At 62.2% G+C, this 24,427-nt stretch carries 26 protein-coding genes, 2 pseudogenes and 1 riboswitch; of the genes and pseudogenes, 16 read left to right on the top strand and 12 right to left on the bottom strand.

The window, feature by feature from the left end; translation table 11 throughout:
- Positions 1-8: 8 nt before the first annotated feature.
- The 9 genes from ACFOJ9_RS06465 to nuoG all read left to right on the top strand — a co-directional run bounded on the left by ACFOJ9_RS06465 (position 9) and on the right by nuoG (position 10,127).
- Positions 9-1,484, top strand: a complete 1,476-nt coding sequence (locus ACFOJ9_RS06465) for an NADH-quinone oxidoreductase subunit M (protein WP_378987605.1) — start codon at positions 9-11, stop codon at positions 1,482-1,484.
- Positions 1,481-2,920, top strand: a complete 1,440-nt coding sequence (locus ACFOJ9_RS06460) for an NADH-quinone oxidoreductase subunit N (protein ID WP_378977763.1) — start codon at positions 1,481-1,483, stop codon at positions 2,918-2,920. The genes ACFOJ9_RS06465 and ACFOJ9_RS06460 overlap by 4 nt, the downstream gene beginning before the upstream one ends.
- A gap of 153 nt (positions 2,921-3,073) precedes the next feature.
- Entirely contained in the window at positions 3,074-3,439 is a 366-nt protein-coding gene (locus ACFOJ9_RS06455; RefSeq protein ID WP_378977761.1) for an NADH-quinone oxidoreductase subunit A, read from the top strand.
- Positions 3,427-3,930 carry a NuoB/complex I 20 kDa subunit family protein gene (locus ACFOJ9_RS06450; RefSeq protein WP_378977759.1) on the top strand — a complete coding sequence of 168 codons (504 nt, stop codon included), beginning with the start codon at positions 3,427-3,429 and terminating at the stop codon, positions 3,928-3,930. The genes ACFOJ9_RS06455 and ACFOJ9_RS06450 overlap by 13 nt, the downstream gene beginning before the upstream one ends.
- Positions 3,927-4,463 (top strand): NADH-quinone oxidoreductase subunit C, encoded by a 537-nt coding sequence (locus ACFOJ9_RS06445; protein ID WP_378977757.1) that lies wholly within the window; start codon positions 3,927-3,929, stop codon positions 4,461-4,463. Before ACFOJ9_RS06450 ends, ACFOJ9_RS06445 begins: the two co-directional genes overlap by 4 nt.
- A 28-nt stretch (positions 4,464-4,491) precedes the next feature.
- Positions 4,492-5,706 carry an NADH dehydrogenase (quinone) subunit D gene (gene nuoD / locus ACFOJ9_RS06440; RefSeq protein ID WP_378977755.1) on the top strand — a complete coding sequence of 405 codons (1,215 nt, stop codon included), beginning with the start codon at positions 4,492-4,494 and terminating at the stop codon, positions 5,704-5,706.
- A 16-nt stretch (positions 5,707-5,722) separates the two neighbouring features.
- Entirely contained in the window at positions 5,723-6,235 is a 513-nt protein-coding gene (gene nuoE, locus ACFOJ9_RS06435) for an NADH-quinone oxidoreductase subunit NuoE (RefSeq protein ID WP_378977753.1), read from the top strand.
- Between the two features lie 4 nt (positions 6,236-6,239).
- A complete protein-coding gene (gene nuoF, locus ACFOJ9_RS06430) occupies positions 6,240-7,505 on the top strand; it encodes an NADH-quinone oxidoreductase subunit NuoF (protein ID WP_378977751.1) in 1,266 nt (421 codons plus the stop codon).
- Positions 7,506-7,538: 33 nt separating this feature from the next.
- Positions 7,539-10,127: an NADH-quinone oxidoreductase subunit NuoG gene (nuoG, locus tag ACFOJ9_RS06425; RefSeq protein ID WP_378977749.1), complete on the top strand. Its 2,589-nt coding sequence runs from the start codon at positions 7,539-7,541 to the stop codon at positions 10,125-10,127.
- A gap of 54 nt (positions 10,128-10,181) precedes the next feature.
- On the opposite strand, the gene ACFOJ9_RS06420 is transcribed toward nuoG, so the two are convergent.
- The 3 genes from ACFOJ9_RS06420 to nuoH are packed head-to-tail and all read right to left on the bottom strand — an operon-like array spanning position 10,182 to position 12,251.
- Positions 10,182-10,622 carry a CBS domain-containing protein gene (locus tag ACFOJ9_RS06420; protein ID WP_111547960.1) on the bottom strand — a complete coding sequence of 147 codons (441 nt, stop codon included), beginning with the start codon at positions 10,620-10,622 and terminating at the stop codon, positions 10,182-10,184.
- Between the two features lie 45 nt (positions 10,623-10,667).
- Positions 10,668-11,234: an NADH-quinone oxidoreductase subunit I gene (locus ACFOJ9_RS06415; RefSeq protein WP_378977747.1), complete on the bottom strand. Its 567-nt coding sequence runs from the start codon at positions 11,232-11,234 to the stop codon at positions 10,668-10,670.
- A 30-nt stretch (positions 11,235-11,264) separates the two neighbouring features.
- Complete coding sequence (gene nuoH / locus ACFOJ9_RS06410) at positions 11,265-12,251, bottom strand: NADH-quinone oxidoreductase subunit NuoH (RefSeq protein WP_378977745.1); 987 nt, start codon at positions 12,249-12,251, stop codon at positions 11,265-11,267.
- A 361-nt stretch (positions 12,252-12,612) separates the two neighbouring features.
- Between nuoH and ACFOJ9_RS06405 the strand changes: the two genes are divergently transcribed.
- The 6 genes and pseudogenes from ACFOJ9_RS06405 to ACFOJ9_RS06380 all read left to right on the top strand — a co-directional run bounded on the left by ACFOJ9_RS06405 (position 12,613) and on the right by ACFOJ9_RS06380 (position 15,706).
- Positions 12,613-13,071, top strand: coding sequence for a YbhB/YbcL family Raf kinase inhibitor-like protein (locus tag ACFOJ9_RS06405; RefSeq protein ID WP_136619156.1), 459 nt, complete (start codon positions 12,613-12,615; stop codon positions 13,069-13,071).
- 92 nt (positions 13,072-13,163) lie between these two features.
- Positions 13,164-13,568, top strand: a pseudogene (locus tag ACFOJ9_RS06400) (CapA family protein); the annotation flags it as partial.
- A gap of 37 nt (positions 13,569-13,605) precedes the next feature.
- Positions 13,606-14,406, top strand: coding sequence for an oxygenase MpaB family protein (locus tag ACFOJ9_RS06395; RefSeq protein WP_378977743.1), 801 nt, complete (start codon positions 13,606-13,608; stop codon positions 14,404-14,406).
- Complete coding sequence (locus tag ACFOJ9_RS06390; protein WP_378977741.1) at positions 14,403-15,131, top strand: SAM hydrolase/SAM-dependent halogenase family protein; 729 nt, start codon at positions 14,403-14,405, stop codon at positions 15,129-15,131. Before ACFOJ9_RS06395 ends, ACFOJ9_RS06390 begins: the two co-directional genes overlap by 4 nt.
- Before the next feature lie 38 nt (positions 15,132-15,169).
- A complete protein-coding gene (locus tag ACFOJ9_RS06385; RefSeq protein WP_378977739.1) occupies positions 15,170-15,325 on the top strand; it encodes a hypothetical protein in 156 nt (51 codons plus the stop codon).
- A 45-nt stretch (positions 15,326-15,370) separates the two neighbouring features.
- The gene (locus ACFOJ9_RS06380) at positions 15,371-15,706 is read left to right on the top strand and encodes a 4a-hydroxytetrahydrobiopterin dehydratase (RefSeq protein WP_378977738.1); all 336 of its coding nucleotides are present in this window, start codon (positions 15,371-15,373) and stop codon (positions 15,704-15,706) included.
- Between the two features lie 119 nt (positions 15,707-15,825).
- Here the strand turns inward: ACFOJ9_RS06380 and ACFOJ9_RS06375 are convergent, their stop codons facing one another.
- The 9 genes from ACFOJ9_RS06375 to ACFOJ9_RS06335 form a co-directional block, all read right to left on the bottom strand.
- Positions 15,826-16,737 (bottom strand): complex I NDUFA9 subunit family protein, encoded by a 912-nt coding sequence (locus ACFOJ9_RS06375; RefSeq protein WP_378977736.1) that lies wholly within the window; start codon positions 16,735-16,737, stop codon positions 15,826-15,828.
- A 76-nt stretch (positions 16,738-16,813) separates the two neighbouring features.
- Entirely contained in the window at positions 16,814-17,212 is a 399-nt protein-coding gene (locus tag ACFOJ9_RS06370) for a hypothetical protein (RefSeq protein ID WP_378977734.1), read from the bottom strand.
- Between the two features lie 38 nt (positions 17,213-17,250).
- Positions 17,251-17,958, bottom strand: coding sequence for a GntR family transcriptional regulator (locus ACFOJ9_RS06365; protein ID WP_136622356.1), 708 nt, complete (start codon positions 17,956-17,958; stop codon positions 17,251-17,253).
- Positions 17,959-18,088: 130 nt separating this feature from the next.
- A complete protein-coding gene (locus ACFOJ9_RS06360) occupies positions 18,089-18,847 on the bottom strand; it encodes an aspartate/glutamate racemase family protein (RefSeq protein ID WP_378977732.1) in 759 nt (252 codons plus the stop codon).
- 10 nt (positions 18,848-18,857) lie between these two features.
- On the bottom strand, positions 18,858-19,580 hold the full coding sequence (locus tag ACFOJ9_RS06355; RefSeq protein ID WP_378977730.1) for an ABC transporter ATP-binding protein: 723 nt from the start codon (positions 19,578-19,580) through the stop codon (positions 18,858-18,860).
- Positions 19,577-20,356: an ABC transporter ATP-binding protein gene (locus ACFOJ9_RS06350; RefSeq protein ID WP_378977728.1), complete on the bottom strand. Its 780-nt coding sequence runs from the start codon at positions 20,354-20,356 to the stop codon at positions 19,577-19,579. The genes ACFOJ9_RS06355 and ACFOJ9_RS06350 overlap by 4 nt, the downstream gene beginning before the upstream one ends.
- Before the next feature lie 3 nt (positions 20,357-20,359).
- Entirely contained in the window at positions 20,360-21,334 is a 975-nt protein-coding gene (locus ACFOJ9_RS06345; protein ID WP_378977726.1) for a branched-chain amino acid ABC transporter permease, read from the bottom strand.
- Positions 21,335-21,340: 6 nt separating this feature from the next.
- A complete protein-coding gene (locus ACFOJ9_RS06340) occupies positions 21,341-22,207 on the bottom strand; it encodes a branched-chain amino acid ABC transporter permease (protein WP_378977724.1) in 867 nt (288 codons plus the stop codon).
- A gap of 89 nt (positions 22,208-22,296) precedes the next feature.
- Positions 22,297-23,499: an ABC transporter substrate-binding protein gene (locus ACFOJ9_RS06335; RefSeq protein ID WP_378977722.1), complete on the bottom strand. Its 1,203-nt coding sequence runs from the start codon at positions 23,497-23,499 to the stop codon at positions 22,297-22,299.
- 267 nt (positions 23,500-23,766) lie between these two features.
- On the opposite strand from ACFOJ9_RS06335, the pseudogene ACFOJ9_RS06330 reads away from it, so the two are divergent.
- Positions 23,767-24,146, top strand: a pseudogene (locus ACFOJ9_RS06330) (aspartate 1-decarboxylase).
- 107 nt (positions 24,147-24,253) lie between these two features.
- Positions 24,254-24,370: riboswitch (TPP riboswitch) on the top strand.
- Positions 24,371-24,427: the final 57 nt, after the last annotated feature.

Raw genomic sequence — 24,427 nt, 5'->3', positions numbered from 1 at the left:
GGGGCGCGATGGAGCTCCCGCTACTTAGCCTCATCGTGTTCACGCCCGCCGCCGGGGCAGCGGTGCTGTTGTTTCTACGCAATGACGATGCGGTGCGCTGGACGGCGCTGGCTGTCACTGTCCTCGACCTCACACTCTGCATCGCTATGCTGACCGGCTTTGACACCACTACCCACGAGATGCAGTTCACCGAGACGCACCCGTGGGTGCCCGCGCTCGGGATCACTTATTCGCTTGGTATAGACGGAATCAGCGCGCTCTTCGTGTTCCTGACCGCGCTGTTGGGCTGGATCTGCGTGCTTGCCTCGTGGGTCGCGGTCGACCGCAAGGTGAAAGAGTTCTTGGTCAGTCTGCTGGTCATGCAGGCGCTGATGCTGGGCGTGTTCTGCGCGCTCGACCTGTTCCTGTTCTACGTCTTCTGGGAGGCGATGCTGATCCCGATGTACCTGATCATCGGCGTCTGGGGCGGCGACGGCCGGGTCTATGCAGCGTTCAAGTTCTTCCTCTACACGCTGGCAGGCAGCCTCATGTTCCTGATCGGTGTCATCGTGCTCTATTTCCACGGTGGTGAGACCTTCGACATCCGCGCCCTGATGGCGCAGGATTTGCCGTTCCAGGTCCAGTCATGGCTGTTCTTCGCCTTCCTGATCGCCTTCGCGGTCAAGGTGCCGATGGTCCCGGTCCATACCTGGCTGCCGGACGCCCATGTGCAGGCGCCGACGGCAGGCAGCATCATCCTCGCGGGTGTGCTCCTGAAGATGGGCGCCTACGGGTTCCTGCGGTTCTCGCTGCCGATGCTGCCGGAGGCGTCGGTGCACTATTCGACGCTGATGCTGGCGCTTTCGGCGCTTGCGATCGTCTATGGTGGGTTGCTTGCTCTGGCACAGGACGACCTGAAGAAGCTGGTGGCCTATTCCAGCATCAGCCACATGGGCCTCGTGACGCTGGGGATTTTCACGCTGAACCTCCGTGGGCTCGAGGGCGGCATCCTGCAAATGTTCAATCATGGCATAACGACGGGCGCGTTGTTCCTGTTCGTGGGCCTTATCTACGAGCGGACCCATACCCGCAGCATCGCGGATTATGGCGGTCTGATGAAGGCGGCGCCGGTCTATACGACGTTTCTTGCGCTGTTCGCCCTGTCGTCGATGGCGCTGCCGGGAACGAATTCGTTCGTGGGCGAGTTGCTGGTGCTGTCGGGCGCGTTCGCAGCCAACCTGGCTGTCGGCGGCGCTGCCGTTCTTGGGGCTTTGCTGGGCGCGGCCTATCTGCTTGGCATGTATAGGAAAGTCGCGCTTGGTCCGGCCAGCGTCGGCGTGCGGTTCAATATCCGCGACGTGAACGCCCGCGAGATGGCGGCGATCCTGCCGCTAGCCGTCTTCGTTCTTTGGGTCGGGCTCTATCCGAAGCCCTTTCTCGAAATCATCGACGCCTCGGTGAAGCATCTGCTAGCGCAGGTGCACGGTAAGGGGAGCGCCCAATGACCGCCGCCGCGCTTTTCCAGTCGATTCTGGCGAGCCTGCCCGAGATCGTCGTGGTTACCGGGGCCTGCATCCTGCTGATCCTGGGGCAGTTTGTGCGGAAGGGGCAGGAACATTTCCTTGTCTGGGCTTCAGGCGCGGTCGTGCTGATTGCCGCCCTGGGGACACTCATGCTGGCGGGCGAGGTGCGGCCGGCCTACTCGGGCATGTTCGTCGCCGACCGCTTCGCGGTCTTCTTCAAGGTCGTGTTCTACATGGTCACAGTTCTGACATTCCTTCTTTCGCGAAAATATGCCGAGATCGAAGGGATCGGGAGCAGTGAATACTATGTACTGCTGCTCTTGGCGCTTTCGGGAATGATGATCATGGCCTCGGCGACCGACCTCCTGTCGATCTATGTAGGCCTCGAACTGATGGTACTCTGCACCTATGTGCTGACCGGCTTCCTGCGGCAGCAGCGGCGGTCGAACGAAGCGGCGCTGAAATACGTGATCCTTGGCGGGGTCTCGACCGGGATTTTCCTTTACGGCGTTTCGCTGATCTACGGGCTCACCGGCACGACGCAGTTGGACAGGATGGCTGCGGCGGTGACCGGTGATCCGCTCGATCCCGGATTGCTCCTGGCTGTGGTTTTTATCGTCGCGGGGTTGGTATTCAAGGTCGGCGCGGTGCCGTTCCATATGTGGGTGCCGGACGTCTATGAAGGCGCGCCTACGACGATCACTGCCTTCATGTCGGTGGGACCCAAGGCAGCGGGGTTCGCTGTGATCCTGCGGGTGTTCCTCAACCCACTGGTCGCAGCCTCGAACGTCTGGATCATCGTCGCGGTCATTGCAGCAGTGACGATGGCGCTCGGCAGTTTCGTGGCACTGGTGCAGGACAATTTCAAGCGCCTCTTGGCCTATTCCAGCATCGCCCATGCCGGGTTCGCCATGTTCGGCGTGGCGGCCGGCGGTGCGGACGGGGTCGCCAGCGTGATGCTCTATTTGCTGATCTATGCGTTCATGAACCTCGGCATCTTCGGCATCGTCATCATGATGCGGAACGGCGATTTCTCGGGCGAGGTCATCGAGGACTACGCTGGTTTCGCCAAGTCGCATCGCGGGCTGGCGCTTCTGATGCTGCTTTATCTGTTCTCGTTGGCCGGCATTCCGCCGACAGCCGGGTTCTTCGCCAAGTTCTACGTGCTGGTCGCACTCGTCGAGCGGGGTTTCGTCATGCTGGCGGTGATCGCAGTGCTGCTGAGCGCCGTTGCCGCCTACTTCTACATCCGCATCGTGATGGTGATCTACATGCGCGAGCCAGAGGGCGCGTTCGACCCGGTGCTGACGCCCGCGGTCGGCGCCACACTCGCCTTCACCGCTGCCGGCACCATCGGCATCGGCCTATTTCCGGCGTGGTTTCTGAGGCTTGCTCAACATGCCGCAGTTGGCGGCTGATCGATTGGATTTGCAATGATCCGGCCGACGGAATACTCTGGCCGTGCAAGAAAGGAATGCCCAAGTCGCTTTCCAGGGCGCCCGCATCACTGGTCCCAAAGGGGTCGGTAGTGGGCTGAGCAAAGCCCTCGGTGGGTGACCGGGCTACGCGACGTGACCGGAATGGAGTTCCTGCCGGTTCTTTTCATGGTCGCCGGAATTGTTCTGGTGGCGATGGGTACGCTTTTTGTCTCCTCGCTACTGCGCCCATCCAATCCCTATCCCGCGAAGAACATGCCCTATGAATGCGGCATGGACCCGGCGGGCGAAGCCGCCGGAGGCCGCTTCAGGGTGCAGTTCTTCATCCTCGCGATCCTATTCGTCGTCTTCGATGTCGAGACGATGTTCCTCTTTCCCTGGGCCGTTGTCCTGAAAGAGATCGGGCTGGTCGGTTATGTCGAGATGTTCATCTTCATATTGCTGCTTCTCGTGGGCTTCGCCTACGCCTGGCTGAAGGGGGCGCTGGAATGGGAGGCGTAAACAACGCAATCCGCGACAGCGTGCTGTTCACCACGGCCGAAAGCGTGATCAACTGGAGCCGAAGTTCGGCGCTGTGGCCCGAGACCTTCGGCATTGCCTGCTGCGCCATCGAGATGATCTCGGCGGGGTGTGCCCGCTACGATCTCGACCGCTTCGGCGTGGTGTTCCGGCCTTCGCCGCGCCAGTCCGACGTGATGATCATCGCCGGCACCATAACGCGGAAATTCGCGCCCGTGGTGCGCCGGCTCTATGACCAGATGCCGGAGCCGCGCTGGGTCATCGCGATGGGCACCTGCGCGATCTCGGGCGGGGTCTACAACACCTATGCCGTGGTGCAGGGGGCGGAGACCTTCGTGCCGGTGGACGTGCATGTGCCCGGCTGCCCGCCGCGGCCCGAGGCGCTGATGCACGGCTTCCTTCTGCTTCAGGAGAAGATCAAGAAATCCAGGGCGCTTGCCGGGACGCCTCTGGACCGGGTCGCGGTGCCATGAGTGTGGAGACGTCCCTCATCCGCACCCTGATCGCGGAACGTTTCGGGGGGGCAATCGAGGAGCTTGGCTTCTCGCATGGGGTTCACGCTTTCGCCGCTCCGCTTGACATGATCGTCGAGCTTTGCCGGTTCCTGAAGGAACACCCGGCGCTGCGGTTCGATTTCCTGTCCGACATCTGCGGGGTCGATCACTACCCCGAGGCACCGCGCTACGAGGCGGTGTACCACCTCTATTCGCTGCCGAACAAATGGCGCGTCCGCATCAAGTGCCGCCTCGGCGATCCGCCGCGGGTCCCGTCAGTGACTGGGGTCTGGCGCACCGCCAACTGGCATGAACGCGAGGCCTGGGACATGTACGGGATAAGGTTCGAGGGCCACCCCGACCTGCGCCGTATCTATATGTGGGAAGGGTTCGAGGGCTTCCCGCAGCGCAAGGACTTTCCGCTCCGGGGCTACAGGGACAAGCTGAACCCGTTTGGCGCCGAAGGCCCGCCGCCGACGCAGCCCGACCTTGCCACCAAGGACATTCCATAGGGAGGCCGTTCCACACTGGGGACTTGAGATGACCGAAGTCACGGAACTGAGCTGGCCAGAAGCCGATGCGCCCCACACCAAGGAGGTGCTTCTCAACCTCGGCCCGCAGCATCCCAGCACTCATGGGGTGCTGCGGCTCGTCCTCGAGTTGGACGGCGAATATGTCGCACGCGTGGACCCGCATATCGGCTACCTCCACCGCGGCACCGAGAAACTGGCCGAGAGCTTCACCTACACCCAGATCTTCCCGCTGACCGACCGGCTCGACTATCTCTGCCCGCCCTCGAACAACCTGGCCTTCGCGATTGCAGTGGAGAAGCTCCTGGGCATCCAAGCGCCGATCCGCGCGCAATATATCCGCGTGCTGATGGCCGAACTGGCGCGGATCTCCGGTCATCTCATGATCACCGGCGCGCTGCCGATGGACCTGGGCGCCATGACCGCGTTGCTCTACGCCATGCGCGAACGCGAAATGGTCATGGACCTGATGGAGATGATCAGCGGCGCGCGGATGCACACCTCCTTCTGCCGGGTCGGCGGTGTGCGCGAGGACCTGCCCGACGGGTTCTTCCCCAAGATCAGGGAGTTCTGCGACATCTTCCCGAATCGAATTCGCGACTATGAACGGCTGGTCGAGAACAACCGCGTGTTCCTGAAACGCACGCAGGGGATCGGCGTGATCTCAGCCGAGGACGGCATCGATCTCGGCCTGAGCGGCCCGAACCTGCGCGCCTCGGGCGTCGACTGGGACATCCGCCGCGACGAGCCCTATGAGATCTACGACCGGCTCGCGTTCAACGTTATTACCCGCGATGAAGGCGATTGCTACGCGCGCTGGCGATGCCGCGTCGAGGAAATGCGCGAGAGCGTCCGGATCATCGAGCAATGCCTCGACCAGATGCCCGACGGGCCGTTCCAGATCGACATGCCGACAATCGCCTTCCCGGTGGACAAGGATCGGGTGCACTGCTCGATGGAGGCGCTGATCCAGCATTTCGACCTGTCGGCCTATGGCTTCAAGGTGCCGAAGGGCGAGGTCTATTCGGCGATCGAAGCGCCAAAGGGTGAGCTCGGCTTCTACATCATCAGCGACGGGTCGCCAAAACCGTTCCGCATGAAGGTGCGGGCACCCTCGTTCGTCAACCTTCAGGCACTCTTCGGGGTCACCAACGCGCGCTTCCTGGCGGACATGATCGCCGTGCTGGGCAGCCTCGACCCGGTGATGGCCGAGGTGGACAAGTAGCAGGGATCTGGACGCAATGAACATGCGCGAAGAGATAGAGGCGACGGCGGCGCGGTATCCCGACCAGCGCTCGGCGATCATGCCCGCGCTTCTGATCGCGCAGAAGGAACATGGTCATCTGCCCGGCCCGGTGCTGGAAGAGGTCGCCAACATCCTCGGTGTCGAGCGGATCTGGGTCTACGAACTGGCGACCTTCTACACCCTCTTCCATACCGAGCCGGTGGGTATGTTCCACCTGCAACTCTGCGACAACGTCTCCTGCATGCTGCGCCGATCCGAGGACCTGCTGAGGCACCTAGAGGCTGTGCTGGGGATCAAGAATGGCGGCACGACCCCGGACGGGCTGTTCACGCTTTCGACCGTCGAATGCCTCGGCGCTTGCGAGATGGCCCCGGTGATGCAGGTCGGCGACGACTATCACGGCGACCTCGACATAGCGCGGGTCGACGCGCTCTTGGACAGGCTCCGGGCGGCGGCGGAGCAAGTGGCTGGCCCCGACCTCGCCGCAGCTGCACTGGCGGGTGAGTAGTCCCATGTTCGAACCGGTCCTTCTCAGGAACGTGGACGTGCCGGATGGCCATCTGCTCTCGACCTACGAGGCCGGCGGTGGCTACCGGGCGCTGGCCAAGGCGCTGCGGGAGCACACACCCGACGAGATCATCGACCTCGTCAAGAAATCCAACCTGCGCGGGCGCGGCGGAGCCGGATTCCCCACGGGCATGAAATGGAGCTTCGTGCCCAAGCGTACCGGCAAGCCGAAATACCTGTGCTGCAACGCCGATGAAGGCGAGCCGGGCACCTTCAAGGACCGGATCATCATGGAGCGTGACCCACACCAACTGATCGAGGGCATGGCGATCAGCGCCTACGCGATAGGGGCGGAAACCGCCTATGTCTACATCCGCGGGGAGTACACGCTGGCGATCGCGCGGCTGGAGCAGGCGATCGCCGAGGCCCATGCGAAGGGTTATCTGGGAACACGGATTCTGGGCTCGGATTTCAGCTTCGTCGTGTACATCCATTGCGGCGCCGGCGCCTATATTTGCGGCGAGGAGACCGCGATGCTCGACTCGCTCGAAGGCAAGCGGGCGCAGCCGCGTCTGAAACCGCCGTTCCCGGCGGTCGAAGGGCTTTACGCCAGCCCGACCGTGATCAACAACGTCGAGACGCTGGCCTGCGTCCCGCATATCGTGGTGCGAGGGGCCGACTGGTTCCGCGGCATCGGCCCGGACAAGAGCCCCGGCCCGAAGCTCTATTGCCTCAGCGGACAGGTGCGGAAACCGGGCCTTTACGAGCTGCCGATGGGGATACCGCTGCGCGAACTGGTCTGTGACTATGCCGGCGGGCCGCTGCCGGGGCGCAAGCTCAAGGCGGTGATCCCAGGCGGGGTCTCGGCGCCGCTGATCCCGGAACGCGGGCTGGACGTCCGGATGGACTTCGACTCGCTGGCCGCCGCTGGCTCGATGCTCGGCTCGGCCGGGGTGATCGTGATCGACGACTCGACCTGCATTGTCAAAGTCGCCACCCGGATCATCGAGTTCTTCCATCACGAGTCCTGCGGCAAGTGCACCCCCTGCCGCGAAGGGTTGAACTGGGTCGTCAAGGTGCTGCGCCGGGTCGAGGCGGGCCAGGGCGCGCCGGGCGACCTGGAACAGTTGGCGGCGCTCTGCAAGGGCATTTTCGGCAACACGTTCTGCGCTCTGGGCGACGGCGCGGCGATGGGCCTGCGGGCGGCACTGGCGCATTTCGAGGGTGAATTCGTCGCGCATATCGAGGAGCGGAGGTGCCTGTTTCACTGAGGAGGACGCAGCGAGAGGACCGCGAGGAAAGCCATGGTTAGCGTGACAATCGATGAACGAATGCTGCAAGTGGAGGCGGGCTCTACGGTGCTGCAGGCCGCCGAGCGTTTGGGCATCGACATCCCGACCTTCTGCTATCTGAAGCGGCTGCCGGCGCTGGCCTCCTGCCGCATGTGCCTCGTGGAGATTGAGGGACAGCGGCGGCTACAGCCTTCTTGCGCCACCGCGGTCACCGACGGCATGGTGGTGCGGACGAACACGCAGTTGATCGACGAAACGCGCTCTTCCATGCTCGACATGCTGCTCGCCAACCACCCCCTCGACTGCCCGATCTGCGACAAGGGTGGCGAGTGCGAGCTTCAGGACATGGTGATGGCATACGGGCCCCGCACGAGCCGGTTCCGCGATGCCAAGCGTGTGTTCCACTCCGAGGACATCCGTCTCAGCCCGGTCATCATCATGAACGTCAACCGCTGCATCCAGTGCCAGCGCTGCGTCCGGATGTGCGAAGAAGTCGTCGGCGCGGTCGCCTTGGGAACCGTTGAAAAAGGCATGGATACCGCCATCACCGGCTTCGAGGGCAGTCTCGCGAGTTGCGATCAGTGCGGCAATTGCGTCGAGGTCTGCCCGGTCGGCGCGCTGATGAGCTTCCCCTATCGCTACAAGGCGCGGCCCTGGGATCTGGTCGAGACCGACACGGTCTGCCCGCATTGCGGTACCGGCTGCCAACTGACCGTCGGCGCGCGCAAGGGCGAGTTCATGCGGGTCCGCTCGAAGGCGGAGCACGGGGTCAATCGCGAAACGCTCTGCGTGCGCGGGCGCTTCGGCCTCGACTTCGTCGGGAGCCGGGACCGGATCAAGCGGCCGATGATCCGTCGTGACGGGGTCCTGGTCCCGGTTTCCTGGGACGAAGCGGGGCACTACCTGCGCCGGCGCCTGTCGGCCGTCGAGAGCAAGGCTGCGGGGGGCCTGGCCTCGCCGCGCCTGCCCAACGAGGTGCTTTATCAGTTCCAGAAGCTGATGCGGACGGCATTCCGGACCAACAATATCGACTGCTCCTCGCGCTGGTCCACGCCCTTTGATGCGCTCGGCCCGTTGGTGGCCGCCTTCTACACCCGCGCGCCGCTGGAGGAGGTGATCGGCAACGACTGTGTGCTTGTCGTCGGTGGCAACGTGACGGACGAAAACCCAGTCACCGAATATCTGCTGCGAGACTGTGCACGGCGGCGACAGACCGGCTTACTCATGCTCTCGGCGCGGCCATCCCGCCTGGACGCCGATGCGCGGGCGGTCGTTCGCGTGCCGCCGGGCGGTGAGGCTCAGGGCCTTGCCGTGGTGGTGAGCGCACTGGGGGCGGCTGGTCAGGCGTTGCCGGGCGATGTTTTTGCGGACATGGGCGCGAAAACCGGCCGGCCGGCAGCGGCCACCGACGGTGACGGTCCGGACCGTCTGGCCGCGGCGCTGCTGGAAGGCCGCAGCGTCACCGTGCTTGTCAGCGCTGACCTCTTGAGATCGCCCCAAGCGCGCGCGACGTTGTACCAGCTCAACAACCTTTTGCAGGTTCTGCGCGCACTCGGCAAGGGCCTGGCGATGCAGTTCCTGTTCGACCGTGCCAACCAACTGGGTGCCTGGGACATGGGCGTTCTGCCGACGGCGCTGCCGGGGCTGTGGGCGCTCGCCAATGATGCGGCGCGCGCAACTCTCGAACGAGCCTGGGGCGTCGAAATCCCATCTGAACCGGGCGTGGATTTCGACGCCATGCTGGAGCTCTGTGACAGGAAGCGAATGGGTGCGCTCTATATCGTCGGAAGCGACCCCCTGATGTCCTATCCCGACCGGGGATTCGTGCAGCGGGCGCTTCGTGCCGCCGATCTCTTGATCGTGCAGGACGCGTTCCTCACGGATACGGCGGGCCTGGCGGATGTCGTGCTGCCCGCGGCGAGTTATGGCGAGGAATCCGGCACGTTCACCAACAACGAAGGCCGCACCCAGAAGGTCTGCAAGTTCCGCGAACCCGCCCTCGAGGCGCGGGACAGTCTGGCGATATTCGACTTCGTAGCGGCGCTTCGCGGCCAGGCGTTGCGGCCGTCGATCCAAGGCGAAATCTTCGGCGAGATCGCCCAGCTGGTTCCGGCCTACGAAGGATTGACGCAGGACGGGCTTGGCGCCGACGGAGCTTTCACGAAGGCGGCCCTTGTGCCACCGGTTGGCGAGTTCTTCGCCCTCCCGCCTGCCCCCATTGCAGCCGACCGGCTCATACTGGTTACCGGCAACTGCCTGTTCCACAACGGATATCTTTCCGAGCGCTCGGAGATCCTGAATACGGTCGCGGATGACCCGTATGTCGAGATGAGCGCGCCGGATGCAACGCAGCTTGGCCTTGCGGATGGCGATCAGGTGGTCGTGCGGTCCGCCCAGGACGAACTGACGGCGAAGCTCAAGATCAACAAGCGTTTTCCCAGGGGCCTCGTGTTCGTTCCCGAGAACTACAGATCCCTGCGTCTCAACAGCCTGATGCGGCGGGGCGAATACCCATGTCCGGTGGAAGTTGAAATGGCGCACGCCGCTTTCGAGATCGCCACTGTCGCCGTGGCCGAGGCGCGGCCTGACAATCCGATCTGAGGCATCACGGGTTCCCTGTGCAGCCTGCCCTGATCCTGCCTTGAGCCGGTGTCGTCAGTGATAGCCGGTCCCGGCAATGTAATCGTGCAGCACTTGCTCGTTGCTCATCAGTTCGTCGAGCCGGTGCTTGACCACGTCGCCGATGCTCACCACGCCGACAGTAGCGTTGCCATCCATGACCAGCACATGGCGCGTACGCCGTTTGGTCATGGTCGCCATCACCGACGGCAGCAAATCCTGTGTCGAACAGGTCGCCACACTGCGGTTCATGATGTCGGCGACCCGCATCAAGGGCGCCTCGGTTCCGTATTCAGCCACCGCATTGCAGCAGTCCCGCTCCGAAAGCGTGCCCAGGCATTGCCCGGGGAAACGGCTGACGACCACGAAGCCGATGTTGTTCTCCCGAAACAGCCGTAGCACTTCCACCATCGTCTGACTTGGAGTGACCGAGATGACCTCGGGAGCCTTGGTCTTCAAGATATGGCAGACCAGCATTTGAGCCTCCTGTCTGCGCGCTCCGGCTTGCCAGCTGGCGCGCCTTCACGTTCGTCTGATATTCCGCCACCAGTTGTACCCCTGCGGCTCGCTCGTCTCGACCAGCACGTCCTGCTCGGTGTTCAGACGTGCAGCGACCACGCCGCCGCCGGTCATCGCCTTGCCCGGTTTGCCGAGCAGATCGTCGCGCCCGATCACTAGGTCACGCGAGGAAAAACTCGAGAACTCGTACTGTTGGCCAAGCGCGATCGCGTCCGCCGGACAGGCGTCTTCACACAGCCCGCAGAATAGGCACCGGGCCATGTCGATCTCGAATTTTGCCGGGCGTCGGTTGCCCTTCTCGTCCTCGTAGGGGATGACTTCGATGCAGTCGCAGGGACAAATCCGCGCGCAGAGTTCGCAGGCCACGCATTTGATCTCGCCCTCTTCGTCACGCTTCAGGAAGTGATGCCCGCGGTAACGCGAATAGGGCAACCATTTTTCCTTGTCAGGATACTGCATGGTCACGGATTTGGAGAACATGTACCCGAAGGTCAGCGCCAAGCCGTTCGCCAGATCGGCGAAGAACGCCCAGCCGATCCATGTTCCAATTCTGTCCAGTGCGCGCGACATCGTCGCCCCGCTGCGGAGCCGCTACGGCCCCTAAAGGAAAGCAACACCGGTTATGATTATGTTCGCCATTGACAGAGGAAGCAAGACTTTCCAACCGATCGCCATCAGTTGGTCGTAGCGATAGCGCGGGAAAGTGAAGCGGAACCAGATAAACACATAGACGAAGAACGCGACCTTGAGCACGAACCAGACGAGCGGTGGCAACGGGACCAGCACGCCGTTCCAGCCGCCGAAGAACAGGATCACCGCCAGGACCGACGTCAAAAGCATGATGGCGTATTCACTGACCATGAAGAACGCAAAGCGGATACCGCTGTATTCGGTATGGAACCCGGCCCCCAGGTCGCCTTCCGCTTCCGCCAGGTCGAAGGGAATGCGCTGGGATTCGGCCAGCCCGGCGACGAAGAACACGAAGAACCCGACCGGTTGGTAGACGATGTTCCAGACATTGGCTTGCGCCCGCACGATGTCGAGCAGGCTCATGGATTGCGCCAGCATGACCACGCCGATGACCGCGAACCCCATCGGGATCTCGTAGCTGATCATCTGCGCGCAGGTCCTGAGACTGCCCAGAACAGCGTATTTGCTGTTCGCTGCCCAGCCTCCGAAGATGACGCCATAGACCTCGATCTCGATCACCGCGAAGACGAAAAGCAGCGCGACGTTCATGTTGGAGACGTAGAGAGTGATCTCGGTGCCGAGGACCGAGACGGATTCGCCGAAGGGGACCGCGACGAACACCACGAACGGCGGGGCGAGCGCCAGGATTGGCGCCAATTTGAACAAGAAGCGGTCGGCCTCGGCCGGAATGTGGTCCTCTTTGGTCAAGAGTTTGATCCCGTCCGCCACAGGCTGCAGCAGCCCATGCCATCCCACACGCATCGGCCCCATCCTCTGCTGGATGTGCCCCGCGATCTTGCGTTCCAGCCAGGTCAGCGGCAAGGGCAGCAGCAGCAGGATCGCAATCAGCAACGCGACCTTGAAGACGATCAGCCCAAGAGCAACGACGAGTTCCATGATCCGAGGCCACTCGTTCAACGGGACGAGACCCGATTAGCACTGCGCAGTGGTCAGGCTGCGCGGGCGTGGTAATTGCCAACGGTGGCGCAACCTGTGCAATGATATCACAGCCTTGCCATCGCTGGCTACGATCCGTGCGGTGCGGCGCTTAGCCGGGACGGCAAGGCGAAGCGAACTGCCATTCAATATTGTCTCGTACATTTTCGATAGAGCGCTTATCCTCGCGCCCGATAAACCGTGAAGCTCGTGTCGGAACGCAGCCTCAAGGCGACGCCCGCGCTTCCTACCAGTTTTGCCTGGCACCTGGCGTTTTGGGACTGAGTGTTGCGCGGCGCGGCAACAGCGTAAGGGGCGACCCATGCAGCTCAGTTCAAGCAGCTTTGCGAACGGTACGACGATCCCGCGGCGCTTCACTTGCGACGGTGAGGATCGCTCCCCTCCCCTCGGCTGGACTGGCGCTCCAGCCGGAACCGGCAGCTTTGTCCTTCTCTGCGATGATCCAGACGCTCCGGCGAAGATCTGGCATCACTGGGCGGCCTATGACATTGCGGCCGATTGTGTAGGGTTGGCCGAAGGCGCCGCCCAGCACGCCGGCAAGCAAGGCTTCAAGCAGGCAACCAACGATTTCCGGCGACCAGGTTACGGTGGTCCCTGCCCACCGCATCGCCACGGCCGACACCGCTATCACTTCCGGTTGCTTGCGCTGTCGATCGAGCACCTGCCGCCCGGCAACGACCCATCGTGTCAGGCGGTCGAACGAGAAGCGCGCAAGCATCTCCTCGCCGAGGCGGTTCTCGTCGGAGTATATGAGCGATGATGGTCTTCGCTCGTGTGAACTCTGGCAATTGAGGAAGGCCTGCGGGTCATGAGCGGCATGACTGATCGTGATGGGCCCGGCTGGTACGCGTCATGCGGATCTTTCTCTGTGGCGATGTGATGACGGGGCGAGGCATAGACCAAGCGCTTCCACATCCGTGTGACCCTCGTCTTCACGAGCGCTATGTGCAATCGGCCATAGACTACGTCCGGATGGCGGAGGCTGCGAACCAACCGATACCGACACCGGTCGACTTCCCCTACATCTGGGGCGCTGCGCTGCAAGAATTGGAGCGGGCTCGGCCGGACGCGAGCATCATAAATCTCGAGACCAGCATTACGCGCTGCGACGCCTATGTCGCCAAAGGCATCAACTACAGGATGAGCCCCGAGAACGCCGACTGCCTCGTCGCCGCGGGGGTCGACTGCTGCGTGCTCGGCAACAATCACGTTCTTGATTGGGCGCGCGCTGGGCTGCTGGAGACCCTGGCGACGCTCGAGCGTTTGCAAATCAAGACCGCAGGCGCGGGGCGCAATGCCGCCCAGGCAAGCGCCTTTCAAGAACCCGCTTTCACTGTTCATCGGCGGCGTCACCGCCGTGATCATGGAGCTTGCAGAACCGCGGGTGCGCACCGGCGTATGGGAGCATACGTCTTTCCGCCTGAATCCAATTCGGCGACTGCACAGCACGGGGCTCGCTGCCATGGTGACGATCTACGGTTCCCGCACCACGGCCGAGGCCATGATCGCCCGCGTTCGGCGGATACACGACCGGGTCGCAGGCGTAACATCGTCAGGCGAGGCGTATTGCGCCAATGACCCCGACCTTCTGAACTGGGTTCACGGCACGGCGGCGTACGGCTTTGTCCAAGCTTATCACACCTATGTGCGGCAGCTCTCCGCATCGGAGCGCGACCGCTGTTATGCCGAGGGCGTTCCCGCCGCGCGCCTTTTCGGCGCCACAGGCGCACCGGAATCGGAAGCCGAGCTTGAAACGCTGTTCCATGCGACAGCCGGACGGCTGGATCGCTCGGCCATCGTGCTCGAATTTCTCGAGATCATGCGTTCGGCGCCTATCCTGCCGCTGCCACTGAGGCCGGCACAGCACCTGCTGGTGTCGGCTGCCGTTGATCTGGTGCCTGGTTGGATGCAGGCGCTGTTGGGGCTCACCGGGCACGGCTTGCACAGCTGGGAAGCCGAGACGGTCCGGCAGGCAGGGGCTTTGGCGGATCGCCTCGTCATGGAAACCAACCCGGCCGTTCAGGCCTGCCGGCGGATGCGCCTTCCGGCCGACTATCTGTATGTCCATCGCAGCGCAGTCGGCGCCCGTCCATGATTGTCTTGTTCACGGATTTCGGCTTGCACGGCCCCTACACGGGCCAGATGAAGGCTGTGTTGCACCAGATGGCGCCGGGCATCCCCGCGATCGACCTCTTCTCCGATGCGCCGGTCGGCAATCCCAAGGCGTCGGCCTACCTGCTGGCAGTCTATGCGGAGTGGTTTCCTGCGGGAACCGTCTTTCTCTGTGTCGTCGATCCAGGCGTCGGAGGGACACGGCCGGCCGTCATCGTCGAGGCCGACAGTCGCTGGTATGTCGGCCCCGGCAACGGCCTGTTCGAGTTGATCCAGCGCCGCGCGGCTGAGACGTTCAGTTGGGATATCGACTGGAAGCCAGAACGCCTGTCTGCCAGCTTCCACGGACGTGACCTATTTGCCCCGGTCGCGGCCATGCTGGCACGCGGTGAGCCGCCGCCCGGCAGGCCGCGCCTGGATGAAGCAGATCGCCGTAGAGACTGGCCGGAGGACCTCGCCGAGATCGTCTATATCGACCATTTCGGCAATGCCATGACCGGCCTGAGGGCGGCCAGGCTGCCGGCGGGCGCAAGGCTCGCCGCAGCAGATCGCCTGCTGGAGGCCGCGACGACCTTCAGCGATCGGCCGCCAGGCACGGCCTTTTGGTACGAGAACTCGAACGGGCTTGCCGAGATCGCTGTCAATCAAGGGCGGGCGGACGGTGAGCTCGGTCTCGTGATCAGCAGTCCTGTGGAAATCGTCCTTTGAACGAAACCGGTTGTCCGTCACGGCGTTGATCTATTGCGATGCGCAAATCAACGAAACAAGGCCCGTGCGCCGATCTGCCGAAGCTGCAAAAAGACGATGACAAGGCGCGGGCGAAGACCGGCAACAAGCGCCTTGCCGAGCAGATTCGCAAGGTTCTTGCCAAGCACTATGCGAGCAAATACCGGGCGAGGTGAAAAACGCGATCGCTACACCCGGAATGAGCACGAAGGGAGGTTGTCATGACCGATGGTATTGCTCAGAAAACCTGTACGCCCTGCCGCGGTGGCGTCGCGCCGCTAACGCAGGAGGCAGCCGAGGGCTATCTGTCCCAGACCCCTGGCTGGGAACTGGAGGAGGGGCGCCTGCTGCGCCGCAAATTCAAATTCGCGGACTTCCGTCAATCGCTCAGCTTCGTCGACAAAGTTGTCCGATTGGCGGAAGAAGAACGGCATCATCCCGACATCTGTTTCGGCTGGGGTTATGCGGCAGTCTCGCTGCAGACACACAAGATCAAGGGATTGCACGAGAACGACTTCATCATGGCCGCGAAGGTCAACCTCATCGCCGGTTCGTAGAGAGGGCACCCGGCACCCAACGGCCGGAACGGGGTCCAAAAGCTCGCATTCACGATTGGCCGGTTAGCGCGATTTCGGACACTCAATCGTGGCGCCTGAGTACGGAAGAAGGTCGTTGATCAGGGATTACGCAACATCTCCTGGAGTATTTCCTCGACCGGGTGCAGCGAAATGCCAAGTTCTTCAAATCCGGGCATCTGCGGCGATGACACGTTGTCGACCTGCATCAGTTCCACCTGATTACGAGTGACGGGCGGACTCGCAAGCATTTCCGCGGCCCATGCCAGTGCGTGCCAAGCGGCAAATGGCACTGGGACCAGTATGGGTCTAAGATCGGCTTGGTGTGCAACGGCTCTGAGAAATTCCTTGTAGGAGCAAATGCGGGGACCGCCGAACTCATACGTGATCGCATGCGGTTCCGTCCCCTGCAGCGCTCTTGCGGTAACCTCTGCCACATCGCCTACATAGGCCGGCTGCAATCTCGTCAGGCCGCGACCGAACATCGGATAGATTGGAAGCCGGCGGAGAAGTTTGAGGATAATAGTGAGAAACGCGTCATCCGGTCCGAACATCACCGCCGGGCGGATGATGATGGCGTCAGCAAACGCGGCACGCACCGCCTGTTCGCCTTCGCCACGCTTGCGGATGTAGAGCGACGGCGAGGCAACATCCGAGCCGATTCCTGAAACGTGAGCGAGCCGTTCAACGCCAGCTCGGTGTGCTTGAGCCGCAACCCGCCGGGCCGACTCGACATGCACGGAATGAAAGGTCTCCTGTCCCCGTTCGACATAAAGACTGACCGCATTTACAACACCGAAAGCACCGGCAAGTGCATAGGCGATCGCCCGCTCATCATGGATATCGGCTTCGACCGATTGAAGTTGCGGATCATCAGAACCAAACAACTTCTCGGCCCGTTCCGGATGTCTTGATGCAATCCGAACGAAAAAACCGCCATTGCGGAGATGCCGAACAACGCGGCGGCCGAGAAACCCGGTTCCACCGAACACGGTGACGACGCGATGGTTCATGGCAGCCATGGCCTGGACTTTGTCAGCTCATGTCAGCCGCCTCGACCCGGCGGTTCAGGTCACTTGGGCGGCACGCCTACTGACCACTATCTGCCATCCGGGCTACCTCGTACAGATTGCTATCGATCTCGTCCGTCAATTGATCTGGTGGAGCGCCGTAGCGCGACAGGTCGAAAGCCTTCATGACCGCAGTGGATTGAGGGAGGGCGGCGATGCGTGCCAACACAGCGGCAGTGCGAATGCGGGTTGCGAATTGTCTGTTCCAGACCTTTGAGTAGCGACTGCCCGCGACAACGCGCGCTGCCCGATCCCATCGGTCGAACCTGGCCAATTCGTTGGCCAACAGCCAGCCGGACTGCAAGGCGCGGGGCCGCTTGCCAAACCCGCTTCGTTCGATCCGTTCCTCGAGCGCCGCTCCCATCGCATCAAGCGCCGAAACTCGAGAGACCATAATCCAGGCAGTGCCGGCAACCACGGCTGCTCGCGTACAGCAGCGCTGAGTGCTCTCCCGCTCTACGGACGAAGCAAGTCGGAGAGATTGTCAGACTTTTCTATCTTGTCTGTGAGGTCGAGCCCCGACAGGAGGTCGACCAGATGACTGGTCATCAGCTCGGCCGCTTGGGAACTACGCCCTGCTTCGATTGCATCGACCAGCGCGTGATGGGCGTGTTTCTCACAGGTCGCGTCGCGCCGTTTCCAATAAAGCGCGATGATGAGGGAAGAATGCGAGACAAGGTCGCGAACGAATTTGGTGAACACCGAATGTGCAGCGATCTCAGCGATGCCAACGTGGAAACGTGCCGACAGCATGATCGCCTCGCTGTCCCGGCCAGCGTGAAGTGCTTCATGCTCCTTCTCAAGATGCTGCCGCAACCATGCAATGTCGCTTGGTACCGCCGCGCTGGCGGCGAGCCAAGCCACCTTGGGTTCGATCAGCGCCCGTGCCTCGAACACCTCGCGGGCTTCAATTTTCGACGGCTGTGCCACGAAAGCACCGCGGTTTGGCTCCAGCCGCGCCAACCGGTCATGGGCCAGAGCTTGCAGGGCAGCACGAATCACGGTGCGGCTCACCGAATAGATCGTCGCCAACTCATCTTCCGGCAGCTTGGTGCCAGGGGCGAGACGATGACTGACGATGGCATCTCTCAGACCATAGTAGATCGGCGACCAGCGGGTTGCCGGTTTTTCGTCACGATCCTCTTCTCTGAGCACTGTCAACATGCTTTTCAACGCGCAGGCACAACACCGCCTGATCCATCCCAAACCGCTTAACGGTCGATGCAATCTAGTATCGCTTGCGCGGCGGTCAATCCCGGGACACAGGATCTCAATTCGTAAGGCCAAGCGCGTTCTAGGTCGGTGATATAACCGCTGCGGCAGCTCCGGCCGGAGACAGCGATTCATAGATCCCCGAAAACCGTTTGCTGCGGGGAGCAGCGTATCCGCCGACCTTCGACGTCCTCAAACCGACTCTGAACAGGCTCTCTGCCAACGTCACCGCGCAGGCGACACCGTCGAGTACGGGAACGCCGTGTTCCTGCGACAGGCTGCTTGCCAGGTCGGCCATGCCCGCGCAGCCAAGGACGATCGCCTCCGCCCTGTCTTCGCTGATGGCGCGCGCGATCTCGTCCGAGATTCTGCACCTGGCGTCCGAGCCCGGCAGTTCGAGATCGAGCACCGCAACCTCCGACGACCTGACTTTGGCGCAGCGTGACGCGAGGCCGTATTTCGCCAGATTGTGCTCGATCGCTGGAACGGAGCGGGCGAGCGTCGTCACGACACTGAACTTGCCGGCGACAAGGCTGGCAAGGTGGAAGGCGGCCTCACCGAGGCCAATGACCGGTGCCTCGGCGGCGCAACGTGCCGCGTCCAGCCCGGTGTCGTCGAAACACGCGATCACATAGGCGTCGACGGCCGCCGCCTTGTTCATTTCGGCGATGATACCAGGAATGGCGAAGACTTCGTCGAAATAGCCTTCGATGCTCGGCGGACCGTCGCCGGGGTTCACCGCAATGATTTCCGTCCCGGCAGAAGCGACGCTCGCTGCGACCTTGCCGATTTTGGCGGTCATCGACGCGGTCGTGTTGGGATTGATGACGAGTATGCGCATGCGATCAGCCTCAAATCTCGCCGCCGAGATAAAGATGCTTGACCCGTTCGTCGGTCAGCAAATCAGCGGAGTTCCCATTCAGCGCGACGCTGCCGGTCGTCAGAGCATAGGCGCGTTGGGAAATACGCAGCGCCATGCGGGAGTTCTGCTCGACCAGCAGAACGCTGACCTTCTCGTCGCGATTGATCGCTACGATCGAGCGGGCAATGTCCTGGACGAGCTTCGGCGCGACGCCCAGCGACGGCTCGTCGAGCAGCAGCAGGCGCGGCTTGGCCATCAGCGCGCGGCCGATTACCAGCATCTGCTGCTCGCCGCCGCTCATCGTACCGGCGGCTTGCGAATAGCGCTCCTTGAGGCGGGGGAAGCGGCCGAGCACCATCTCCAGTGAGCCGGCGATCTCGGCCTTGTCGGAGCGGGTGAAGGCGCCCATCAGGAGATTGTCCTTGACCGACATGTAAGGGAAGACGCGGCGTCCCTCCGGCACCATGGCGACGCCCATCTTGACGATGGCATCGGGGGCGGCGCCGTCGATGCGTCGGCCGCTGTAGTGGATCTCACCGGACTTGATCTTGCGCAGGCCGGTGATGGCGCGAAGGATCGATGACTTGCCGGCGCCGTTGGCGCCGATCAGCGCGACGGTCTCGCCCTCGTTGACCTCCAGCGATACGCCTTTCAGCGCGTAGACGTGATCGTAGTAGAGTTCGACATTGGCGAACTTCAGGATCTGGTTCATAGGCCGATAGCCTCGTCTTCGCTGCCGAGATAAGCCTCGATCACCTTGTCGTTATTCTGGATTTCCGCCGGCGTTCCCTCTGCGATCTTCTCGCCGAAATTCAAGACGACGATGCGATCGGAAATCTTCATGACCGCAGGCATGTCGTGCTCGACCAGAAGGATGGTGAGGCCGAGCTCGCGCAACCGTTTGACCATCGCCACCATTCTCATCGTCTCTTCGTGGTTCATTCCGGCGAAAGGCTCGTCAAGCAGCAGGATCGACGGGTTCGTGGCAAGGCCGATGGCAATGCCGAGGGCCCGCAAGTGACCATGCGGCAAGTTTCGGGCGGTCTCGCCGGCGAGCGACGAGAGGCCAAGCAGCGCCAGAATCTCGTCGGCCGAAATGCCAAAGGCTGCCTCGTCGGCCTTGGCCGCGCCGGTGCCGAGGAAGAAGCCGAGCAGGCTCGCCCTGGAGCGCAGATGGTGTGCGATGATGACGTTCTCGCGCACGCTCATGTTCTTGAAGATCGTCGTTTCCTGAAACGTCCGGACGACGCCTTTGCGTGCGGCGATGTGCGGCGCGAGGTCGGAGATGCGCTCGCCCTTCAAGCGCACTTCGCCCGATGTCGGCCTGAGGAACGACGAGATCAGCTTGAACAGTGTCGACTTGCCGGCGCCGTTGGGACCGATGACCGACAATATCTCCTTCTCGCGCACCGAGAAGGAGATATTGTTGACCGCGACGAGACCGCCGAAGCGTTTCGTCAAAGCCGAGACTTCGAGCAGATCGGCCATGGCTCACCCCTTCTTCCGGGTCGTGGCGACGAGGCTGAGCAGCCCATTGGGCAAGAACAGCATCAGCACGATCATCAAGGTCGAGTAGATCAGCAGCTGAAACCGGCCGGTCTGGAAAAGGAGGTCCCAGCCGAAATAGAGCACCAGCGTGCCGAGCATCGGTCCGAATACGTAGCCGAGCCCGCCGAGGAAGCAGTTCAGCATGAAGTTGACGGAGTCGGTGACCGTGAAGCTCGACGGATAAATCGACTGCGAGATGGCGGCGAAGATCGCGCCGGCCACGCCGCCAAAGAAGGACGAGACGGCATAGGCGATGACGCGCAGATAGGCGATGTTGACGCCGATCGACGAGGCCAGTTCCTCGTTCTGCTGGAGCGACTGGCAGAGCTTGCCGACGCGCGAATGAACCAGCCGGTACACTACCGCGAAGCAGACCACCATGAGCGCGACCGCCAGCAGGTAGAAAGCCAGCCGGGCATTATGCAACGTGGCGAAATCCGGGATGATGGTGAGGCCGAAGACCGACAGCGCCCCGGGCAGCGGGATGCTGACCATGCCCTTGGCGCCGTTGGTGATCGGCAGCGCCAGAGCCAGAAGCCGCGCGACCTCGGTCAGCACCAGTGTCACCATGGCGAAGTAGACACCGCGCAGGCGCAGGATCGGCAGGCCGATAAGGACGCTTGCCGCCGCGCAGAATAGACCGGCGACCGGCAGCGTCGGCCAGAACGACCAGCCGTGGGTCACCACGAGTATGGCCGAGACGTAGCCACCCATCAGCGCATAGGCGCCCTGGCCGATGTTGATCCGGCCGATATAGAAGGTAAGCCACACGCCGGCACTCGCGATGCTGAGCAGCGCCACCGAGGTGAACGTATAAAAGAGGTCAGTCCGACCGCTCGTCGCGATCAGAACCGGCACGGCGATGAAGACGATCGCCAGAAAGGCGGCAACCGAGGCGATTTTCACGTTACGCGTCATGGCCCATCAACCCCACGGCTTGCCCATCAGCCCGTTGGGGCGGATCGAGAGGAACACCATCAGCGCGGCGAAGATGACGAGGTAAGTGACATCGCCATATTCGCGCAGCACGGTGAGGCCGACCGACTCCATCATGCCAAGGATGAAACCACCGGCGATCGCACCGCCGACGACGCCGGCGCCGCCGATCATCACCATCATGAAGGCCTTGATCGAGATTGGCCCGCCGATGCCGGAATTGACACCGGTGATGGTGACCAGAAGGCCGCCGACAATACCTGCCAGCATGGCTCCCATCGCGAAGCCGATCATCGAATAACGGTCGACCTGGACGCCCATCAATTGCGCGGCGACACGATCCTGGGCCAGCGCCCGCATGGCGCGCCCGACCCTGCTGTACTGCATGTAGAGAACGAAGGCCGCGATGAAGACCAGTGCGAGCACGCCGACCAGCATACGGTCATAGGGCATGATGATACCGCCCTCGTTGAATACGCCCTTGACGATCTTGGGTACGCCGCGCTGCTTTTCGCCGAAGATGAGCAGGATGACGGCATCGAAGAAGAATGCCGTCGCAGCCGCCAGCAGCATCGTGCTTTCCTCGCGCAGACTTCGCTTGATGACGGTTCGGAAAAGATATTTCTCCATCAGCGCGCCGATGATGGCGAGTGTGACGCCGGACGCCAGCAAGGCGACGACGAAGGGCAGCCCAAGCTGGCCGTATAGTGTGTAGGTGATGAAGCCGCCCAGCACATACATCTGCCCGTGGGCAAAGTTGAGGACATTCATCAAGGCGAAGATGAGCGTCAGCCCCAATGCGATCAGCGCATATTGGGCGCCGAGGTAGAATCCGTTTGCGATGACCTGTTCCATTCCATGGACGCCTTCAATCTTCCGAGGGACCCGGAGAATGCTCCGGGTCCCCGGCAACGCGGGAGGAAGAAACCGCAGGGAAGCTAACCCTAGTCGACCGTGCCGACGAACAGGGTCTGGAAGGCACCGTCCTTGTACTCGTTGACCACCATCGGCACCGCGAGCTGGCGCTTCTGGCCGAAGGAGGTCGTGCCGACATAGCTCAGCTTGGCATCGCCCTTCAGGTAGGGGTTGGGCGCCGAGAAGGTGTCCATGGTCTTCTTGAATTCGTCGACATTGTCGATCGCCGCCGGATTGGCCTTCAGCGTATCGATGATGTACTCGAGCGCATAGACCTTGGTGTTGGACTCGTCGTTGTACTCACCGAACATCTTGGTGTAGCGGTCGACGAATTCCTTCATCGCGTCCGAGGCGATCTCGGGTGTGGAGGCGCCACCGACGGAGATGAAGCCGTTGGCGTATTCGCCCGCACCTTCCTCGAGAACCTTTGCGTCCTGTGCCGTTTCGGTCGAGATCAGGCCCTCGAAGCCGAGCTCGCGGGCGGCGCGGATGAGCAGCGGCGCATTGGCCGGCGCGACGCCTGACAGTACGAGCAGGTCGGGCTTCAGCGCAACGATCGGCGTGAGCACCGGCGTGAAGTCGCGCGTATCGTTCTGGTAGGTGTCGTTCTGGGCGACAATCTTGAGGCCGAGCGCCTTGGCTGCCTCAACGCCGCCGTCACGCTGGCTCAACGGATCCGATTCATTGGCGGCAACGAAGGCGATCGTCTTCACGCCCTTGTTTTCCTTGAGGTATTTGTAGATCGCCGGGCCCGATTGATAGTTAGCGATCATGCCGAGCACGGCATTCGAGGCAGGCTTCTGATAAAGCGCCTTGGGGAAAGCGTAAGGGAAATAGATGATGCCGTTGGCCTCGGCGACCGGGCGCACGGCGGCAGCACCGTCATCGACATTCGGGCCGACCACATAGTGGATGCCCTCCTGCGCCATCTTTTCCATGCCGGCAATGGCGCGCTTGGGGTCTTTCTGATCGTCGAACGTAACGATGTTGACGTTGTAGGTGGCGTCGCCAATCTTGACGCCGCCGGTCTCGTTGATCCAGGCGGCACGCGTCTGCATCGAACGTACGTTCGACGTGCCCCAGGCGGCGGCGGGGCCACTGGTGACACCGACGAAACCGATCTTCAGTTCCTTGTTCTGGGCCTCCGCGGACGGCATGCCCGCAGCGGCCATAGCGAGAGCGGAGACGGCGCCAAGCACCATCGATTTGAGAGTCGAGCGTCGGTTGATCATTCTGGCATTTCCCCTTCTGGTTATCGCGCTTTGTGTTTGCTCTTTGGCTGCGCGGATGCCCTAAGGGAAACCTCTAGCGCAAGATTGTCAACACAGTTTTGATATTTTGTGTACAATCTTATCGCGGATTGCAGACCGAGGGGCAGAGAAGACGCATCCTGCACTGCTGCGGCAAGCGATATCCTCTCGCCCGCAGGCAGTTGGAGATAGCCTTCAAAAGCGTTCCCCAAGCCAAGGACCCCGGGGAACCTCAACTTCCATGGATCGATAACGCTGGACCTGCCCACTGCGATGCGGCCTGGATCCTGCCGATGGAATTCGTGGAGATATGGAACAAGAATTCCGGGGCGCGGATTTCGACCTATGTCATTCTCGGTAAGCGCGGCTCACGGTGCTGCATCCTCAATGGTGCGGCCGCCCGCACCTTTCAGCCCGGCGACCAGATCATTGTCTGCAACTCCATCTACCTGGACGAAACGAAAATCACCTCGCTGAAGCCGAGGATCGTCACGTTCGACCAGGATAACCACATACGCGACCGCTTGAGCTACTCGGTCGATCTTGATGCGCACGGCCGATACAGTTTCTCCATCCTTGACGAGACGAATGCGGCTTTGGCCATTCCTGCCTTGGTCTCCGGGGCGTGACCTGTCCCCGACGCATGCGCGAGCTTTTCTGCCCGGTCTGATTGGCCGCCGATCAGCGCCGCGGGCCGAATGCGCTTGACAAAATAGCGCCGGCCCGTTCAATTCGGCGCATTCACCAGGGGAGTCCCGGCAAGGGGCTGAGATACTGCTGGCTTTCGCGGCGCAGTGACCCGTTGAACCTGATCCAGTTCATACTGGCGTAGGGACGGTGCAAGCGCTTTGCGGGAGTTCACGCCCGAAGTCCTGTTTCGAACAGGCGGCCAAAGCGTCTTTTCATCCTT

This window comes from Mesorhizobium cantuariense (assembly GCF_042647205.1).
Taxonomy (GTDB): domain Bacteria; phylum Pseudomonadota; class Alphaproteobacteria; order Rhizobiales; family Rhizobiaceae; genus Mesorhizobium; species Mesorhizobium cantuariense.
This window is presented reverse-complemented; position numbering and strand designations above follow the sequence as displayed.

Bases quoted from the DNA above. Each gene is read 5' to 3' on its own strand.
- ACFOJ9_RS06465 (WP_378987605.1), top strand. From the start codon at position 9: ATGGAGCTCCCGCTACTTAGCCTCATCGTGTTCACGCCCGCCGCCGGG.
- ACFOJ9_RS06460 (WP_378977763.1), top strand. From the start codon at position 1,481: ATGACCGCCGCCGCGCTTTTCCAGTCGATTCTGGCGAGCCTGCCCGAG.
- ACFOJ9_RS06450 (WP_378977759.1), top strand. From the start codon at position 3,427: ATGGGAGGCGTAAACAACGCAATCCGCGACAGCGTGCTGTTCACCACG.
- ACFOJ9_RS06445 (WP_378977757.1), top strand. From the start codon at position 3,927: ATGAGTGTGGAGACGTCCCTCATCCGCACCCTGATCGCGGAACGTTTC.
- nuoD (WP_378977755.1), top strand. From the start codon at position 4,492: ATGACCGAAGTCACGGAACTGAGCTGGCCAGAAGCCGATGCGCCCCAC.
- nuoE (WP_378977753.1), top strand. From the start codon at position 5,723: ATGAACATGCGCGAAGAGATAGAGGCGACGGCGGCGCGGTATCCCGAC.
- nuoF (WP_378977751.1), top strand. From the start codon at position 6,240: ATGTTCGAACCGGTCCTTCTCAGGAACGTGGACGTGCCGGATGGCCAT.
- nuoG (WP_378977749.1), top strand. From the start codon at position 7,539: ATGGTTAGCGTGACAATCGATGAACGAATGCTGCAAGTGGAGGCGGGC.
- ACFOJ9_RS06420 (WP_111547960.1), bottom strand. From the start codon at position 10,622: ATGCTGGTCTGCCATATCTTGAAGACCAAGGCTCCCGAGGTCATCTCG.
- ACFOJ9_RS06415 (WP_378977747.1), bottom strand. From the start codon at position 11,234: ATGTCGCGCGCACTGGACAGAATTGGAACATGGATCGGCTGGGCGTTC.
- nuoH (WP_378977745.1), bottom strand. From the start codon at position 12,251: ATGGAACTCGTCGTTGCTCTTGGGCTGATCGTCTTCAAGGTCGCGTTG.
- ACFOJ9_RS06405 (WP_136619156.1), top strand. From the start codon at position 12,613: ATGCAGCTCAGTTCAAGCAGCTTTGCGAACGGTACGACGATCCCGCGG.
- ACFOJ9_RS06395 (WP_378977743.1), top strand. From the start codon at position 13,606: ATGCCGCCCAGGCAAGCGCCTTTCAAGAACCCGCTTTCACTGTTCATC.
- ACFOJ9_RS06390 (WP_378977741.1), top strand. From the start codon at position 14,403: ATGATTGTCTTGTTCACGGATTTCGGCTTGCACGGCCCCTACACGGGC.
- ACFOJ9_RS06385 (WP_378977739.1), top strand. From the start codon at position 15,170: ATGCGCAAATCAACGAAACAAGGCCCGTGCGCCGATCTGCCGAAGCTG.
- ACFOJ9_RS06380 (WP_378977738.1), top strand. From the start codon at position 15,371: ATGACCGATGGTATTGCTCAGAAAACCTGTACGCCCTGCCGCGGTGGC.
- ACFOJ9_RS06375 (WP_378977736.1), bottom strand. From the start codon at position 16,737: ATGAACCATCGCGTCGTCACCGTGTTCGGTGGAACCGGGTTTCTCGGC.
- ACFOJ9_RS06365 (WP_136622356.1), bottom strand. From the start codon at position 17,958: ATGTTGACAGTGCTCAGAGAAGAGGATCGTGACGAAAAACCGGCAACC.
- ACFOJ9_RS06360 (WP_378977732.1), bottom strand. From the start codon at position 18,847: ATGCGCATACTCGTCATCAATCCCAACACGACCGCGTCGATGACCGCC.
- ACFOJ9_RS06355 (WP_378977730.1), bottom strand. From the start codon at position 19,580: ATGAACCAGATCCTGAAGTTCGCCAATGTCGAACTCTACTACGATCAC.
- ACFOJ9_RS06350 (WP_378977728.1), bottom strand. From the start codon at position 20,356: ATGGCCGATCTGCTCGAAGTCTCGGCTTTGACGAAACGCTTCGGCGGT.
- ACFOJ9_RS06345 (WP_378977726.1), bottom strand. From the start codon at position 21,334: ATGACGCGTAACGTGAAAATCGCCTCGGTTGCCGCCTTTCTGGCGATC.
- ACFOJ9_RS06340 (WP_378977724.1), bottom strand. From the start codon at position 22,207: ATGGAACAGGTCATCGCAAACGGATTCTACCTCGGCGCCCAATATGCG.
- ACFOJ9_RS06335 (WP_378977722.1), bottom strand. From the start codon at position 23,499: ATGATCAACCGACGCTCGACTCTCAAATCGATGGTGCTTGGCGCCGTC.